Consider the following 14,986-nt stretch of genomic DNA (forward strand, 5'->3'; position numbering starts at 1 on the left):
GGAGCTCTTCGGTAGGAGCACCGGCCGGCAGCCGCCCATCCTGGGCGTGGAAAGCAATCCGTCCGGAGCGCGGGGGATCGCCCGGCAGGAACACAACCGTGCACCCCCTCAGATCCTCCCACCACACCGGGTCGAACACGACGGTCCTGGGAACGGGTGATACCTGCTCCTGCTCCGGAGTGACGGGCGGATCCACAGGCTGCCGTTGCGGGGAGGGGATAAGCCCCCTGGACAGGTGGGGATCATCGATCTCCCGACCGTCCACATCGAAGTACCGAGCGCTCCGCTCCTGGCCTTCGTCGTTCATGGTCACCACACGGTAGACCGTGGCCATCGTCTGGTTCCTCTGCCGATGTCCCCCAGCCGCGCCAGCCGCCGGTTTTCCTACTGATTGCCCCAGCCGCGAGTCCGCCGACCGGATTGCCTCAACGCTACCGGAGCGGACAACCTCATAGTGAAGCTCTCCGCGATCGTGGACGCTCCGTCTCGTGGCGCGGCCTACCGGTTGGGACTCGATCGGCGTTGCGAGGCACTTGAGGAGACAGCGCCCTCCTCAGGCGCCTGCCAGACGTGAATGTCCAAGCCCGATGACGCGGATACCCGCGTCGGCAGCGGCACAAAGTGCTGCTCCACTGGTGGCTTCCGCTCACGGTGGCGGCCGTCGACCGCATCCAGGACGCGTGCGCGTTTCTCGGGTGCCATGTCCGAGAGCATCTGGACCAGGACAGCCAGTTCGCCTCCCGCCATGCTCACCGCTCCCCCGTCGACACCAGCCCTGCCATGGAGGTGGCCGCTGGCACGGTATGGCGGCGCCAAGGCCGCGCGAGCGGTGCGGATACCGCCCACCAGGTCTGGGCAGTCGCCGCTGCGCTGCCAGATGGCCCGTCCGCAGGTGGTCGGCGGCGGCGACGGTGACGGCCGTCTCCACCGCGGCACGTGCTGGCCTGCCCGCTGCGCCCGCCGCACCCAGCGGCGACCGCGTCGTACGGCGCCGTAGCCGCCGTACGGAGACCACCACGACCACCATCAGCAGCAGGGCGGGCGCCGCTTCGGTGCGGGCGCGCTCATCGGCGCCGGTGCGGCGGGCCTGGTCGGCGGCGCGCTGCTGAACGAGGTGTTCGATGACGACGAGCCGGAAGTGGTCGTCAACAAGTGCCACGAGGACTGACCGTTCCCCCTTCCCTCGCCCCTGGTCCGTGGTGCAGGCGGGCGGCCGGGCCGGTGGTGCGCGAGCGCCTACCTGGGCGGGCGCACGGGCATCTGCGGTGGTGCGGGCGGGAGGGGAGAGGACTGTGGCGGGGAACGTCGGTGGCTTCCGGGACCCGTCTGCGGAGGTACTGGCCGAGGCGGCCGACGCGTTCGGGCTTCTTGCCTCGGCAGCCCGGCTGCACATCATGTGGGCCCTGAGTGAGCACCTGCTCAACACGTCGAGGGCCCCGGTCTCGGGGCCTTCACTGTGGTCACCGGCAGGGGGCTGGAGTCTCCTCACAGACGGGCACTGCAGCGGTGTCGGCCCGACGCGTTCACGCCCCCACGTTCGCGGCGGCCGGCGGGAGGACGCCGACTCAGGCCCAAAGCCCGGTCCCTTGGCGCCCCCAATGATCAAGGTTGTCGAAGCCTTTGATCACGAACAGGGGTCGCGTTGGGGTGTCCTGCAACGCCGCCGCGAGGACGTCGGCTTGTCCTGCCCATCCGCCGAATTGCCCGACGTGATCTCGGTGTCGACGGTCCTGGTGAGGCTCAACCTCGGGAGTGGACACCGGGTTTCATGCGACGAGCGACAGCGTACGTGATGAGATCGGCTGGGTCTGCTGCAGGTTTGGGTGACTCGCGCGACCCGTTCTGCTGCTTCACCACCAGCCAGGACCTGGCCACGTTCTTCGATTGCCACCGGGCCGCGTTCGCGCACTTCGGCGGGTGCCGATGAGCATCGTCTATGACCGCACCAAGACGGTCGTGCGCCGGCATGTCGCTCCCGGCGCGGCGGTTCCGCTGCACCCGGAGGCGGTCGCCTTCGCCGGGCACTACGACTTCGACATCGACGTGCTGGCTGCCTACCGGCCGCAGGGCAAGGGGCGGGTCGAGCGGCAGGTGAACATCGTCCGTGACCACGTCCTGGCCGGTCGGGCCTTCTCTTCCATCGAGGAGCTGAACGCTGCCTTCGCCGCCTGGATCCCGCTGCGGCGGGCGAAGGTCCACGGCACCCACGGCGAAGTCATCGGACACCGGGCCGTGCGCGACCACATGGCCCTTCGTCCGCTGCCGGCGACCCCGTATGTGGTCACGCAGCGGCATCTGCGGCACGTCGGCAAGGACTGCCTGGTCGCCTTCGACGCGAACCTCTACTCCGTTCCCGCCCGCAAGGTCCGACCCTGGCCAGACCTTGTTGGCTGTCCACCCGCGGGCCGTTGGCCGAGGCGCCCGCATCGTGGATGAGACTCACTGGGACGGCCTTCCCACCGGCGACGCTCTGCCCTCGCCCCGCCGCGACCAGGCAGTCGGGCCCGAGGCCGGACCGCTGCAGGCTCTGCTGAACCGGGCCGCCGCCGCGAATGTCGAGGTGGGCCGCCGTCCGCTGTCGGTCTACGACGAGCTGCCCGGCACCCGCCCCTTCACTGCCAACTCCGCCAACGAGGAAGTCCGTTGAGCGAGCTGACCAGCACGCGCATCCGCACCACCGCCGCCAAGCTCGGCCTGCCGCACCTGGCCGAGGCCCTGAACCAGTACATCCAGCGGGCGGATGATGCCAAGATGGGCTACCTCGACCTGCTCGACCTGGTCCTGTCCGAGGAACTCGCTGTCCGCGACGACCGCCGCTTCCGCAACGGCCTGAGGTTGTCGAAGCTGCCGCACCACAAGACGCTTGAGGACTACGACTTCTCCTTCCAGCCCGAGCTCGACCCGCGCAAGGTCAAGGACCTGGCCACCCTCGCCTTCGTCGAGGAGAAGGCCAACGTCGCTCTGCTCGGGCCGCCCGGCGTCGGCAAGACGCACATCGCCGTCGCCCTGGCCGTCGCGGCCTGCCGGGCCGGCTACTCGATCTACTTCACCAGCCTCGACGACATGGTCCGTCACCTCAAAGCCGCGGAGGACCAGGGCCGCCTGATCAGCAAGCTCACCAGCTACCTCCGGCCCGCCGTTCTCGTGGTCGACGAGGTGGGCTACCAGCCGTTGGAGCGGGCCGAGGCGAACCTGGTCTTCCAGGTGATCTCCAAGCGTTACGAAAAGGGCTCGATCATCCTGACCTCGAACAAGGCCTTCGGCGAATGGGGCCAGGTCTTCGGCGACGAGGTACTGGCCACCGCGATCCTCGACCGGCTCTTGCACCACTGCGAAGTCGTCCCGATCAAAGGCAACAGCTACCGGCTCAAGAACCGCCTCTAGGCCATCGAGCGGGACACCGACGTGGCCTGAGCTGTGGTGCACACAACTTCGTACTCGGTGGTGCACTCAGAGGAGTACCTGGACACCCGCCCCGGATGATCCGCAGCACCCGCCTCCTCGACCTGGTGAACACCATGGACCCCAAGCTCGTCGCCGCCGCCTTCGGCATGGACCCGCAAGCCACCCTGATCTATCTCGCCGACCGCGTTGACCCCGGACGACTGCCCGCCCCGCCGAAAGCCGCTGGCGCAACACCACACAGAAGGTGAGGATCAACAACCGGTCTCCAGCCCTCAGCGGAGGGGAACCGGCATGGTCGGTCAGGTGGAAGTGCAGCAGGTGGACGAGGAAAGCCTCGAAGAACTCCTCTCGGTGGCAGTCGAGGATGCAGCACCCGAAGAGGTCGTGCCTCCCGTGGCCGGTCCACCAGGATGGACGACGGAACGGCGGGAAACCTTCCGGAACTGGCACCGGGCTCGACGCCCCGGACTTGCCGGCCCGCTCCGCGAGTCCACATTCGCCATCACCCACAACGGGACAATCGTTGGGTCAGCGCTTTTGGCTCTCCGCGACAGCCGGGACGTCCTCGAAGCCGGCATGTGGCTCGGCCGTTCACATCGCGGACGCAGAATCGGCACCGCGACTCTCCGAATCCTCCTCGACGAAGCCGCGAGAGCCGGTGCACGGGCCGTAGTCGCGGACACCAAGGCTCACAACACGGCGGCACTTGCCGCCTTGCGCCGCCACAGGGCTTGATCAGGGCAAGCACCGGCATCACGGCGGGAACGTGCAGGTCATCTCCACTCCGGACGGCTGGCCGCTCTGGGTCTCGCCGGTCCGCCCGGGCCGCGAACACGACACCGCCTGCGCCCGCCATCACGGCCTGATCGACGCGCTCAACCGTGTCGCAGCACAGCTCGGCGTGCCGACCCTGGTCGATCTCGGGTACGAAAACGCCGGAGACGGATTCCGCCACCCGGTCAAGAAGCCCGCGGGTGGCGAGCTGACCGAGGCCCAGCAGACCTACAACAACGTCATCCGCAGCATCCACGGTGCGTGCGAGCGCGCCAACTCCCTGCTGAAGACCACCTTCAAGCCCCTGCGACGACTCAGTCTCGATCCGGGCCGGAGCACCCAGATCGCCGCCGCGGCCCTCGTCCTGCTCCAGCTTGAGTAGACCGAATCATCTGAACGATCACACAACGTCATGATCCATTACCGGCAGAGGCTCATTCGATCAACGACGCGCAATGGGACAGGGAAGCGGCACAGAAGAAGCTCGACGCACGCTCACCGTCACCCAGAAGAAGGAGCCACCCCTCACAGCCGACCAGATCCGGGAGATTACCGAGAGGCTGGGTGACATCGCTCAACGCATCCGAGCCGCCCAAGCTGACAAGAAGGAGCCCCTCTACGAGGCACTCGGCATCACTGCATCACGCAGTCCGCGGTGCGAGTCCTTGAGGTAGGCGGCGCTGACGAGCTGCCGCCTGCCGGCCTCGTCCCACCGGCGCAGGAGTGCTCGGCCACGCAAGGGCACCTGCTTCCGATGCTGGCACAGGCCCATCACGGCTTCGCACCGCACACCTGCCATTCGACTACGATGGGTGATCCATTGATCACTGTAGGTTGGATCGGAGAAGAAGCGATCGTGCACGAGCACCCCCCCAGCAGCCCGACCGGCCAGGCGCCCCTGCCCGCCACCGCTGCCGCGGAAGCCACCGTCACAGTGGGCACAGCAACCGGGTCGCGCGCCGGGAACGTGCAGCCCGTGTACCCGAACCCACGCGGCGCGATGGTGGCCATGTGCCTCGCGCTGGTCCTCATCGCCTCGTCCATGTCGGCTCTCAACCTGGCCCTGCCCCAGCTGGCACTCGACCTCGGCGCCTCCACCACGTCGTTGACGTGGATCGTGGACGGCTACACGGTGGTGCTCGCGGGCCTCGTGCTGCCGCTGGGCGCCCTCGGCGACCACTACGGCCGCCGCGCGGTACTCGTCGGGGGCACGGCGGTGTTCGGAGCGGCCGCGCTGACCGCGTCGTTCGCCTCGGGGAGCGCCGAGCTCGTGGCGTGGCGGATGGTCATGGGTCTGGGCGCGGCCATGATGATGCCCGGCACGCTGTCGACGATGACGGCCGTGCTGCCCGCCGACCAGCGGGCGCGCGGTGTGGCCGTATGGGCCGGGTGCGCAGCCGCGGGCGTCGCCCTCGGGCTGCTCGCGTCGGGCGCGTTGCTTGAGTGGTTCTCCTGGCGGTCGATCTTCACCGCCGCGGCCGCCGTCGCTCTCGTCACGGCCGTCGTGGCGGTGCTGTTCGCTCCGGAGACCCGGGAGGCGCGTCCCAGGGGCTTCGACGCGGCCGGGGCCGTGTGCACGGCGATCGCGCCGGGCGCGCTCGTCTTCGCGCTCATCGAGGGCAACGACGTGGGGTGGGGCGAGCCACCGGTTGTCGCGGCCCTGGCGGTCTCGGTGTTGGCCGCTGTCGCCTACGTCGTCCTCGGCCTGCGCGCTGACGAACCCCTGCTCGATCCACGGTTGTTCCGCATCCCTGGGTTCCGCGCGGGGTCGGTGACCATCGCGGCGCAGTTCCTCGCGGTGTTCGGGTTCTACTTCGTGGGGTTGCAGTACGTGCAACTGGTGCTGGGCTACCGTCCGCTGAAGGCGGGCCTTGCGCTGCTGCCGATCGGTCTGATCGTCGTGCCGGTGTCGCAGACGTCGCCGCGTCTGGCTGTGCGCTTCGGCGTGCGCGCGGTCATGGTCACCGGCCTGCTGCTGCTGGGGTGCGGGCTCGTCGCGATGGCGTCGCTGCACGCCGGATCGGGTTACCTGCCGTTCCTCGCCTGTCTTCTGGTGGCGGGGTTCGGCGTCGGGATGACGGGCGCGGTCGGCACGTCGGCCATCACCGGCTCGCTCACGCGGGAGAAGCAGGGCGTCGCCTCGGCGGTGAACGACGTCACGCGCGAGGTCGGGGCGGCGGTCGGCATCGCGCTGATGGGCTCGGTCTTCGGCAGTCGTTACCGAGCGTCTCTTCCGGAGGCGGTCTCGCGCCTGCCGCAGGGCGCCGCCGAGGCCGTGCGCCACTCGCCGGCGGGCGGTGTCCATGTCGCCGGGCCGCAGGGCGCGGCGCTGGCCACCGGTGTGCGCGAGGCGTTCATGAGAGGCATGTCCGCTGCATTGCTCGCTGCCGCAGTCGTTGTCGCGGTCGCGGCCTGCTCGCTCGTGCGCGCCCCCGGTCGGACCCGGCGGTCCGCCGACTAAGCCTCCTTTCGTCCCGATCAAGCACCACCCTGGGAGTTCCCCGATGATCACCTCCACTCGACAGATCGACGTCCTCGTCGTCGGCGCGGGCCCGACCGGGCTCGCCTGCGCGATCCAGCTTGGCCGGGCGGGGATCAGGACCCACGTCGTGGCCCGGCACACGGGCACCGCGACCCATCCCAAGGCTCACGTCGTCAACGCCAGGTCCATGGAGATCCTGCGGCAGTGGGGTCTGTCCGCCGCTGTCGCCGAGGCCGCACTCCCGCCCGAGCGCGGCCTCGGCATGGGATGGATGACGCGCATGGCCGGGCGTGAGCTGGGGCGGCTCATGGTCGACGACGACCCCCAGATTCTGCACGCCGCGCTGAACGACTCGAGCGAGATCCTGCGTTCGTGCCCGCAGGATGTGCTGGAACCGCTGCTCCTGAAGGCGGCGACGGCGAGTTCCCACGTCACCGTGGAGTTCTCGACCGAAGTCCTGACCGTCGACCAGGACAGTGAGGGTGTCACCGCCCGCGCCCGCGCTGTACCGGACGGCGGCGAGCGTCTCTTCCGCTCGGCATACGTCATCGCGGCCGACGGCGCCCGCAGCGCGATCCGGCGGCACCTGGGCATTGCCAACGACGAGTTCCAGGCGACCGCGCACATGATCGGCGTCCACTTCACCGCCGACCTCGCCGACTACCAGAACGAGCGGCCGTTCATGCTGTGGTGGATCGTCAACCCGGACACCCAGGGCGTGTTCGTCGCACTGGACGGCCGCCACCGCTGGACCTACATGTTCGGCTACGACCCCACGCGCGACGTGCCCGGCGACTTCACCGGGGGACGCTGCGCGCGGATCATCCGCGACGCGGTGGGCGCACCGGGGCTCGACGTCCGGGTGCACGGCGTCTTCCCGTGGCGCATGGAGACCGCGATCGCGCGCCGCTTCCGCGACGGCCGGGTCTTCCTCGCCGGGGACGCCGCCCACCGGTTCCCGCCCACCGGCGGCTTCGGCATGAACACCGGTATCCAGGACGCCCACAACCTCGCGTGGAAACTCGCCCACGTGCTGCGCGGCACGGCCGGTGAGGGGCTGCTCGGCACCTACGAGGCCGAACGCCACCCGGTGGCCGTCACCAACGCCCTCCAGAGCAAGGCCAACGCGGAGGGTCTGGCGTCCACGGGCGCCCTGCTCGCCGACCCGGAGTCGCTGCGCGCGGTGGAGGACGAGGAGTCCGCCGAGGGCGAGGTGCTGCGGGCAGGGATCGCCGCGGCCATCCCTGCGCAACGTGACCAGGCCTTGTTCAACGGCCAGACGTTCGGCTACCTCTACGAGTCCGCGGCCATCGTGGACGACGGCACCGAGGCGCCGGTGTCGAGCGTGTCCGTCTACCGCCCCACCGCGCGCCCCGGGGCCCGAGCGCCGCACCTGTGGCTGACCGGGCCGGACGGCGACCGGGTGGCTCTGGTGGATGCGACCGGCGAGAGGTTCGCGGTGCTGGCCGGGCCGCGCGGCGACGCCTGGGAGGGCGCGGCAGCCGTGGTCCGCGAGCGGTACGGGATCGATGTGGCCGTCCTGCGCATCGGCCCGGGCTGCCCGTGGACCGACGAGGACGGTGAGTGGGCCGCGCTGTACGGCGTCGGGCTCGCCGGCTGCGTCCTCATCCGTCCCGACGGCCACGTCGGCATGCGGCATGGAGAGGAACCCGGCGACGCGACCGGTGTGCTCTCGGCGGCCGTGGCCCGGATCCTCGCGCGGGAGACGTCGCCGCTCGCGGTCGGCTGAACCGTTGGTGCTGCGGCGGCCGGTGGCCGGCCGCCGGAGCACCACCCGCGTCCGCTAGACCACCGTCAACTGCATGAAGCCGTAGGAGAACCGGCCGCTCTCCGGCACCCAGCACAGCACCTTCTGCCCTGGCTCGAAGCGCCCGCCGTTGAGTAGTTCCTCAAGCATGATGAACACCGACGCCGAGCCGGTGTTGCCCTTGTACTCGAGGTTGGTGAACCACTTCTCCTCCGGGACACCGAGCCCGCACTCGCGGAAGGTGTCCATGACCGGCTGCCGGAAGTACGCCGATGAGTAGTGCGGCAGGAACCAGTCGTAGTCCTCGCCGCTGACGTCCCGCCGCTCCTTCAGGACCGTGATGCTCTCGGCGAGCAGCTTCATGATCAGATCGCCGAGCTGCCGCGCGTCCTGCTTGATGAAGAAGTGCCCGTCCTCCAGCGCTTCGCGGGGCGTCTCCTTCTGCCGCCAGCCGGTGAACGACCCGTCCTTCCCCTTGCTCGCACCCAGGTACATGCAGGGGTCGGCGAGATGCGCCATCGAGATGGTCTCGATCCAGTCGACGCGCAACGACACCGACGCACCCCGGGGCTCGCCGGTGACCAGGACGGCGGCCGCGCCGTCGGACAGCATCCAGCGCAGGAAGTCCGCCTCCAGGGCGACCACCGGGCTGGATTCAAGGCGGGCCACCGACGCGTCCTCGTCCGCGTCAGCAGGCCGGTGGTCGGAGGCGAAGTACCGCGCCCGCAGCCCCGCCGAGGCCGTCTCCGAAGCGGTCGCAACGGCGTTCCTGCTCGCGCCGGACAGCACGCTGAGGTAGGCGTACTTGAACGCGGTCAGGCCGGACATGCAGACCCCGGCCGTGCTCACCGCCTCACACGGCGGCGCGCCCAGGTCCGCGTGCACCATCACCGCGTGGCTTGGCAGCAACTGATCGGGCATGGTCGTGCCGCAGGACAGGGTCTCCAGGTCGGCCAGCTGGAAACCTGTGCGCCTGCACAGCTCGTGGACCGCCTCGACCGTCAACTGGGCGTTGGTGTGGGTCGCTTCGCCGGTCGCCGGGTTGATGGCGTAGTGACGGGTCTTGATGCCGTTGTTGCGCAGCACCATCGCCTTGGTGCGCGATCGGGCGCCGCCGATCCGGCCGAGCACGTCCTCGATCCGGCTGTTGTCGACGGGCTCGTTGGGCAGGACGACTCCTGCACCGGAAATGTACGCGGGCATGGGTCCTTGATTCCTCTCGGTTGGTTGTACAGAGCAGGGGCTACGGCCGGAGACCGCGTACGTAACGGTTGAGACGGCGCGCAAAGACGACGCGCGCCACGGGCGTCAGCAGCGCCGACGCGAGCAGCACGACGGGCAGCCAGGTCACGAGCATCAGGACGAAGAGTCCGATCACCGGCTGACGTGCGAGACTTCCGGGTCTGCCGCATCGCCGTGCCAGCCGGGCGATCGCCTCCATGGGCGGCACGACGGCCGCCTCGGGCAGCAGCGAGCCGACGTTGAGGTTGACCGGCGCGACGTCGGACAGCAGCGGGGTGGGCTCGGGTTCGGCCCAGCGGTCCCGGGTTTCGAGCAGCCGCTTGCCGACGCGGCCGAGCGCGTCGATGTCGCCGCGCGCGACCCCGGCGGCGGGCAGCAAGGCCCTCTTGGCGCGACGCCCGGTGATCATCAGCAGCGGAGCGGTGATGTATCCAGCCAGCGAACCACCCTGGTGCGTGAGGACGATGCTGTCGGTGTGCCGGCCACCGGCGCGCGCGATGAGGGCGCGGACCCTGGCGTAAGCGCGCTGCCACATCTGGCGACAGCACGTCACACTCACCACACGTACGCCACGCAGGACTTCGGCCTCGGATGCGGTGAGAAAGGCCTGGATAGGCAGCGACGGCGACAGGAACCACACCTGCCAGCCGAGGATGATGAGGTCGAAGCGTTCGCCTTGGTCAAGGCCGACGGGGGCGAGCGGCGGGGGCTCGCCGTTGAGGGACTCCGGCATGCAGTCGAAGAACTCCCGTGGGCCCCAGGGAAAGGAATAAGGGGGCGTCGTGTCGATCCGCAGCCAAGAGATCTCCACGTCAGGCGCCTGGAGAGGAGCGGTGAGTGCTTCGAGGGCGTTCCGGACGTCACCGGATTGCGAGTAGTAGACGACAAGAACACGCTTCACGCCTCCCTCCGTGAACGGACGGGCCAGGAGAGCATGGCGGCGACGCAGCGCCGCTCACAGACAAAAGTCACGGAAAACTAGTTAGTCGTCAGGTGTCCCCCGATGGCGCAATCACCCAATAGCGGGCGTGTCCCAGCCGCGGCATTCCGATCCCGCGGTCGACGACTGTCTTGAGGGACATGGAGGATTTCCCTTTCATACGAGGTTGTGGGCTGAAGGCGTGGTCGGACCGTGGTGCAGCGGCGGAGTCGCAGACTGAGTTGGCATCGATCGCATACAAGTAGCGGTCCTCACAACCAAAGTAGACCAGGCCGCCGACCAACATTGGCGTCGAGTGCACTGACAGGTTGACAGGGTAGATCCAGCGCTTCTTTTCGGTGCTGGCGTCCAAGGCGTACAGGTTGTGGTCGTTGCTGCCGACGTGCTGCGGCCGATGAAGTCACCTCGCCATCGATGGGAAAGACCCAGGGCGATTGCAAAGTCCGTCGATCGTGCGCTGGCGCAGATCAGTTGAGTTTGAGGACAGCCAGTGGCCGCTCGTAGGAGCGGGGAACTGTCCTGCGGAGTCCCGCGGCGATGTTGGTGTGGCCGGCCGTGCGGAGCTGGTTCATGGCGAAGCTGCGCGGGGTGACCATGTAATTAGTGCCTCGACCGCAGGCAGGTCAGGTAAATCAACTACAAGCGTGTATCTAGTGTCCTGAGTCGTTAATTCGTCGGCAGCTGTAGGGTGGGCGTGTGCCGAGTCCGAAGCTTGCGCCCTTGGAACTGACCGCCGATGAACGGCGGGTGCTGCGCGGATGGATGCGCCGTCGCAAGGAGCAGCCTCTGCATCGGGTGGGCGGTGCCGTCCTGGACGACGTGGACGCGGGGAAGCTGCGCCATTCGCCATAACGGCAGTTGCGGTCGGTGACGTGGCCTGCCGACAGGGAGTAGTGATGGCTTGCGCGCGAGCCGCCCTCACGGCGGTCCATTCGGTCTAAATTTCGAAGTCTATGCATGCAAGCGAACGTTGTCGGTCAACGCGAGCGGGAACCATTGGCCCAGTCCATTGCCTTACCGTCTACTGCATTGACGTTTCCCCCATCACCGGAACGCCCGATATGCGCGGAGTTCGGGCCTCGTGAGGAAGCGGTCAGACGCTCACTCCGGGTGGCGGATACCGAAAGTTCGGCACGAAGAGGCGATAGTCACCTAATCCGGCCACGGGATAAGTTCCCGGACGGCTGGCCAGCCACCGCAGGTCCTGTTCGACCGTTCGGAAGGGACAACGCTCATGCTCAAGGTGAAGAAGGCCATCGCCGCCGCCGTGCTGGCGGGCGCCGCGATCACCGGTTCCGCCGCAGCCCCGGCACTGGCGACGCCGGCCCACGGCAGCCTGGTCAACGTCGAGGCCAACAACCTGCTCAACGGCAACCAGGTCGTTCTGCTGCAGAACGTGTCCGTGCCCGTAGCCGCCGCGTTCTGCGGCGTCAACGTCAACGTCTTCTCCGCCCAGCTCGACCAGGGCAAGGCGTCCTGCCCCGCCCAGACCAACTCCAAGCAACTGGCCTGGGCCGTCTACAACTGACGGACACAGGTGCCCACATACCCCGCCGTGCGGGGCCTGTGGGCACCAGCGGGGTGGCAGCGCAACCAGCTGCCACCCCGCGCCCTTTGCGAGCATCTTTGGACGGCCAGACAGAGCGGATCGAGCGACAAGGGTCGTCTCGTCGTGCGGGCCGGAATCCGGATCACCCGCTCGTGCGCGGGGATCCCCGTCTTGTGGCCGGGCACCCACTCGGTGGAGCCGACCAAGGCTTGGAGAAGGCTGTCGGCTTCCTCGCCCTGGAGGACCGGGTCCGCGCTCTCCTCTTCCACCCACACCGTCGGCGATCCCTCGCCTCCGGTGTCGGGGTCGATCCCGACGAACCGTAACGTCATGGCGCTCTCCCGTGTCGGGTCGGTTGCGCATAGTTGCACAACGACCGTCCGGTGCTGGAGTGTCGGCGGTCAAGGCCGCTCTCCTGCCGAAGCCGACTCGTCAACCGCTCTGCCCTCCTGCGAAGGCGGTTGGTGGCAGAGTGAGCAGCATGGGCCCTCAGTCTGACACCAGTTTGGCGGCATCGTCTTCCCCCACGCGAAGCTCGCCCTCCGCGTTCACCGCCGCCGCAAGGAGACCGGCAGGAAGGAGACCCGCGAGACCGTCCATGCGGTCACCAGCCTCGACGTCCACCAGGCGAAACCGGCCGAACTCGCCTCCCACCTGCGCGGACACTGGACCGTGGAAGCCCAGCACCACATCCGCGACCGTACCTTCGCCGAAGACGCCTCCCCTGACCACGCCGGCAACGCACCCCGCGTCATGGCCACCCTCCGCAACCTCGCGATCGGAGCCCTCAAAGCCCTCGGAGCGACCAACATCGCGAAGACCACCCGCGCCATCCGCGACCAACCCGAACGAGCCCTCCCCATCCTGGGCATCACCTACAAGCCCGACCTCAACGGAAACTTGATCAAGCCCTGCCACCCGGGGCCTTACGCCGAGGCAGTTCCCGGTGACTGGTGACGTTCCACCGCCGGATCTGCCGCGCCCCTGCGCTGATCACCGTACGTCCGTCCTCACTGAGAAAGATGGCCGCTTCGGAACTTGGGACTTCGAATCTGTCCTGCTCTCTTTGCGCCGAAGGCCGCCGGATCGGCTGCGGTCAGCGTCGCCAGCGGCGTGGCAGAAGGGATCGCCAGGTGAAGCCTTGACCGCGGACGCGGGGAGAGGGGGCCTGCTGGGGCGGGTCGGCGGGGATGGGCTGGGGCGGCGGCACGGCGGCAGCAGTGGGCGGCTGCGGCGTCAGCGTCTTGGGGGCGTCAGCCGGTTCGCCGGCGGCGGTGGCCGGGAGGGGGAGTTGGGTGGCGGTGGTCTGTGTGCGCGGCTCGGCGTGTTCACGGGCGCGGCGGCGCCGGTGGCGTTCGCGGCCGTGTTCTGCACGTTCCGACCAGCTGCCGCGCCGGCGCTCCCCGGACCGCGCCGACATGTGGACCCTGGGAGCGGGGTTCGGCGCAGCGGCGCTGCTACCCGGCGCCGCGGACGGCGACGCAGCGCCGGGCATGCCCGAGTTGCGGCGCCGGCTGGCTGTGGGCCAGGCCGCGTTCCGCTCCGCCCGCTACGCCGACCTTGCCGAGCAGCTGCCGCGCCTTGCCCGTGATGCGGCACAGCGGGCGGAGGTGAAGGGGTCCGTCGACCCCGCCGCGAGCGCCGTCCTGGCGCGTGTGCACGTCCTGGCCAGTGAGCTGGCATTCAAACGCGGCGACAGCCAAGCGGCGTGGGACCACGCACGGCGGGCTATCCGCGCGGCCGGTGCCTGCGGGGAGCCGGTGGTTCTTGCCGAGGCGACGCGGGTCTGTGCGACTCCGCTGCACCGTCCCCAACCGGCGCGGGTGGCGAGTGCCGCAAAGCGGTTGTGAGGCCCGCGCGGATGGGGTCGACTGGTGGCGGCAGCAGGCGCGCGAGGCACCGAGGGGATCGTGGAGCTCAGGCAGTTGCGGTGCTTCGTCACCGTCGCGGAGGAGTTGCATTTCGGGCGGGCGGCGGAACGGCTGTACATGGCGCAGCCGTCCGTCAGCCAGCAGGTGCAGCGGCTGGAGCGGGAGCTCGGCGTCCTGCTGTTCGACCGTTCGCCGCGCAGGGTGCGGCTGACGGGCGCCGGCGAGGAGTTCCTGGCCGCGGCGCGGGCGGTGCTCGCCGCGGAGGACGACGCCCGGGCGGTCGCGGCGCGGCTGCGGACGGCGCCGGTGAGAACGTTCCGGGTGGGCACGGTCAACGGCATGGGGGAGCGGCTGGACTGCATCGTCGATGCCTTCGCGCAGGCCCGGCCCGCCGTGCGGGTGGACCTGGTGTCGCTGCCGGTGCGGGAGCGGCTTGCCCGGGTGGCGGCCGGTGAGCTGGACGCGGCGTTCCTGCGCGGACCGCGCGATCCAGCGCCGGGGATGTGCTTCATCCCGGCGTGGGACGACGAGATCGTCGCGGCGATACCGGCCGCCCACTCGCTGGCCCGGCAGGAGCGGCTGGCGTTGCCCGACCTCGCGGGCCTGCACCTGCGGCTGCCCGAGCGGCAGGTGAACCCGGCGCTGGTGGACCTGGTTCTGGACCGGTGCCGGCAGGAAGGCGTGCAGCCGGTGCCCGGGCCGACCTCGACGACGTTGCAGGACACCCTCGCGACGATCGGCGCCGGCGGTGCGGCGACCTGGACGGTGGTGTACGCGGCCAACGCCCGCCTGCTGCTCAGCCGCCGGGTGGCGTTCCGGCCGTTCGCGCCCACCCCGCTGACGCTGCCCATGGCGATCGCGGTGCGGGAGTCCGACGCGCGGTCCCGGCTGCTGAGGCTGCTGACCGCCGCGGCCTGCGGCGATTGACATTGCCTATCGCTGCCAGAACGAAGTG

At 69.4% G+C, this 14,986-nt stretch carries 17 protein-coding genes and 3 pseudogenes; 13 read left to right on the forward strand and 7 right to left on the reverse strand.

What is annotated here, in order from left to right; all coding sequences use genetic code 11:
* The coding region (locus tag ASC56_RS42300) for a hypothetical protein (RefSeq protein WP_055494984.1) at window positions 1–334 on the reverse strand (334 nt) is incomplete at its 3' end.
* Window positions 335–1,292: 958 nt separating this feature from the next.
* On the opposite strand from ASC56_RS42300, the pseudogene ASC56_RS42305 reads away from it, so the two are divergent.
* The 8 genes and pseudogenes from ASC56_RS42305 to ASC56_RS31410 all read left to right on the forward strand — a co-directional run.
* Window positions 1,293–1,412 (forward strand): annotated as a pseudogene (locus tag ASC56_RS42305) (transcriptional regulator); the annotation flags it as partial.
* A gap of 407 nt (window positions 1,413–1,819) precedes the next feature.
* Window positions 1,820–2,647 (forward strand): annotated as a pseudogene (locus tag ASC56_RS31380) (IS21 family transposase); the annotation flags it as partial.
* Complete coding sequence (istB, locus tag ASC56_RS31385; RefSeq protein WP_055494985.1) at window positions 2,644–3,384, forward strand: IS21-like element helper ATPase IstB; 741 nt, start codon at window positions 2,644–2,646, stop codon at window positions 3,382–3,384. The pseudogene ASC56_RS31380 and the gene istB, both read left to right, overlap by 4 nt.
* A 95-nt stretch (window positions 3,385–3,479) precedes the next feature.
* On the forward strand, window positions 3,480–3,653 hold the full coding sequence (locus ASC56_RS31390; protein WP_234377137.1) for a hypothetical protein: 174 nt from the start codon (window positions 3,480–3,482) through the stop codon (window positions 3,651–3,653).
* Window positions 3,654–3,708: 55 nt separating this feature from the next.
* A complete protein-coding gene (locus ASC56_RS38635) occupies window positions 3,709–4,140 on the forward strand; it encodes a GNAT family N-acetyltransferase (RefSeq protein WP_079102837.1) in 432 nt (143 codons plus the stop codon).
* A 4-nt stretch (window positions 4,141–4,144) separates the two neighbouring features.
* A pseudogene (locus ASC56_RS31395) lies at window positions 4,145–4,561 on the forward strand (transposase family protein); the annotation flags it as partial.
* Between the two features lie 474 nt (window positions 4,562–5,035).
* On the forward strand, window positions 5,036–6,640 hold the full coding sequence (locus ASC56_RS31405; protein WP_234377138.1) for an MFS transporter: 1,605 nt from the start codon (window positions 5,036–5,038) through the stop codon (window positions 6,638–6,640).
* A gap of 43 nt (window positions 6,641–6,683) precedes the next feature.
* On the forward strand, window positions 6,684–8,411 hold the full coding sequence (locus ASC56_RS31410; protein ID WP_055494988.1) for an FAD-dependent monooxygenase: 1,728 nt from the start codon (window positions 6,684–6,686) through the stop codon (window positions 8,409–8,411).
* Between the two features lie 54 nt (window positions 8,412–8,465).
* Here the strand turns inward: ASC56_RS31410 and ASC56_RS31415 are convergent, their stop codons facing one another.
* The 4 genes from ASC56_RS31415 to ASC56_RS42885 all read right to left on the reverse strand — a co-directional run bounded on the left by ASC56_RS31415 (window position 8,466) and on the right by ASC56_RS42885 (window position 11,207).
* Window positions 8,466–9,632 carry a beta-ketoacyl-ACP synthase III gene (locus tag ASC56_RS31415; protein ID WP_055494989.1) on the reverse strand — a complete coding sequence of 389 codons (1,167 nt, stop codon included), beginning with the start codon at window positions 9,630–9,632 and terminating at the stop codon, window positions 8,466–8,468.
* 40 nt (window positions 9,633–9,672) lie between these two features.
* A complete protein-coding gene (locus ASC56_RS31420; RefSeq protein ID WP_055494990.1) occupies window positions 9,673–10,572 on the reverse strand; it encodes a hypothetical protein in 900 nt (299 codons plus the stop codon).
* A gap of 88 nt (window positions 10,573–10,660) precedes the next feature.
* Window positions 10,661–10,963, reverse strand: coding sequence for a PQQ-binding-like beta-propeller repeat protein (locus ASC56_RS38640; RefSeq protein WP_159039739.1), 303 nt, complete (start codon window positions 10,961–10,963; stop codon window positions 10,661–10,663).
* Between the two features lie 115 nt (window positions 10,964–11,078).
* Window positions 11,079–11,207: a hypothetical protein gene (locus ASC56_RS42885; protein ID WP_267887646.1), complete on the reverse strand. Its 129-nt coding sequence runs from the start codon at window positions 11,205–11,207 to the stop codon at window positions 11,079–11,081.
* A gap of 100 nt (window positions 11,208–11,307) precedes the next feature.
* Between ASC56_RS42885 and ASC56_RS40795 the strand changes: the two genes are divergently transcribed.
* Window positions 11,308–11,463, forward strand: a complete 156-nt coding sequence (locus ASC56_RS40795; RefSeq protein WP_159039740.1) for a hypothetical protein — start codon at window positions 11,308–11,310, stop codon at window positions 11,461–11,463.
* A gap of 382 nt (window positions 11,464–11,845) precedes the next feature.
* Window positions 11,846–12,139, forward strand: coding sequence for a hypothetical protein (locus ASC56_RS31425; RefSeq protein WP_055494991.1), 294 nt, complete (start codon window positions 11,846–11,848; stop codon window positions 12,137–12,139).
* Here ASC56_RS31425 and ASC56_RS42310 read toward each other — a convergent pair.
* Together ASC56_RS42310 and ASC56_RS42315 are read right to left on the reverse strand one after the other, a co-directional pair.
* Entirely contained in the window at window positions 12,130–12,492 is a 363-nt protein-coding gene (locus ASC56_RS42310) for a hypothetical protein (RefSeq protein WP_234377139.1), read from the reverse strand. The two genes, ASC56_RS31425 and ASC56_RS42310, sit on opposite strands and share 10 nt — an antisense overlap.
* Window positions 12,493–12,649: 157 nt before the next feature.
* Entirely contained in the window at window positions 12,650–12,850 is a 201-nt protein-coding gene (locus ASC56_RS42315; protein ID WP_234377140.1) for a hypothetical protein, read from the reverse strand.
* On the opposite strand from ASC56_RS42315, the gene ASC56_RS42320 reads away from it, so the two are divergent.
* From ASC56_RS42320 to ASC56_RS31445, 3 genes are all read left to right on the forward strand, one after another.
* Complete coding sequence (locus ASC56_RS42320; RefSeq protein ID WP_234377141.1) at window positions 12,833–13,117, forward strand: hypothetical protein; 285 nt, start codon at window positions 12,833–12,835, stop codon at window positions 13,115–13,117. The two genes, ASC56_RS42315 and ASC56_RS42320, sit on opposite strands and share 18 nt — an antisense overlap.
* A 461-nt stretch (window positions 13,118–13,578) precedes the next feature.
* The gene (locus tag ASC56_RS31440; protein ID WP_055494992.1) at window positions 13,579–14,010 is read left to right on the forward strand and encodes a hypothetical protein; all 432 of its coding nucleotides are present in this window, start codon (window positions 13,579–13,581) and stop codon (window positions 14,008–14,010) included.
* A gap of 24 nt (window positions 14,011–14,034) precedes the next feature.
* Window positions 14,035–14,958, forward strand: a complete 924-nt coding sequence (locus ASC56_RS31445; protein WP_234377142.1) for a LysR family transcriptional regulator — start codon at window positions 14,035–14,037, stop codon at window positions 14,956–14,958.
* Window positions 14,959–14,986 lie beyond the last annotated feature (28 nt).

The organism is Streptomyces sp. TP-A0356, assembly GCF_001417775.1.
In the GTDB taxonomy this organism is placed as follows: Bacteria; Actinomycetota; Actinomycetes; order Streptomycetales; family Streptomycetaceae; genus Streptomyces.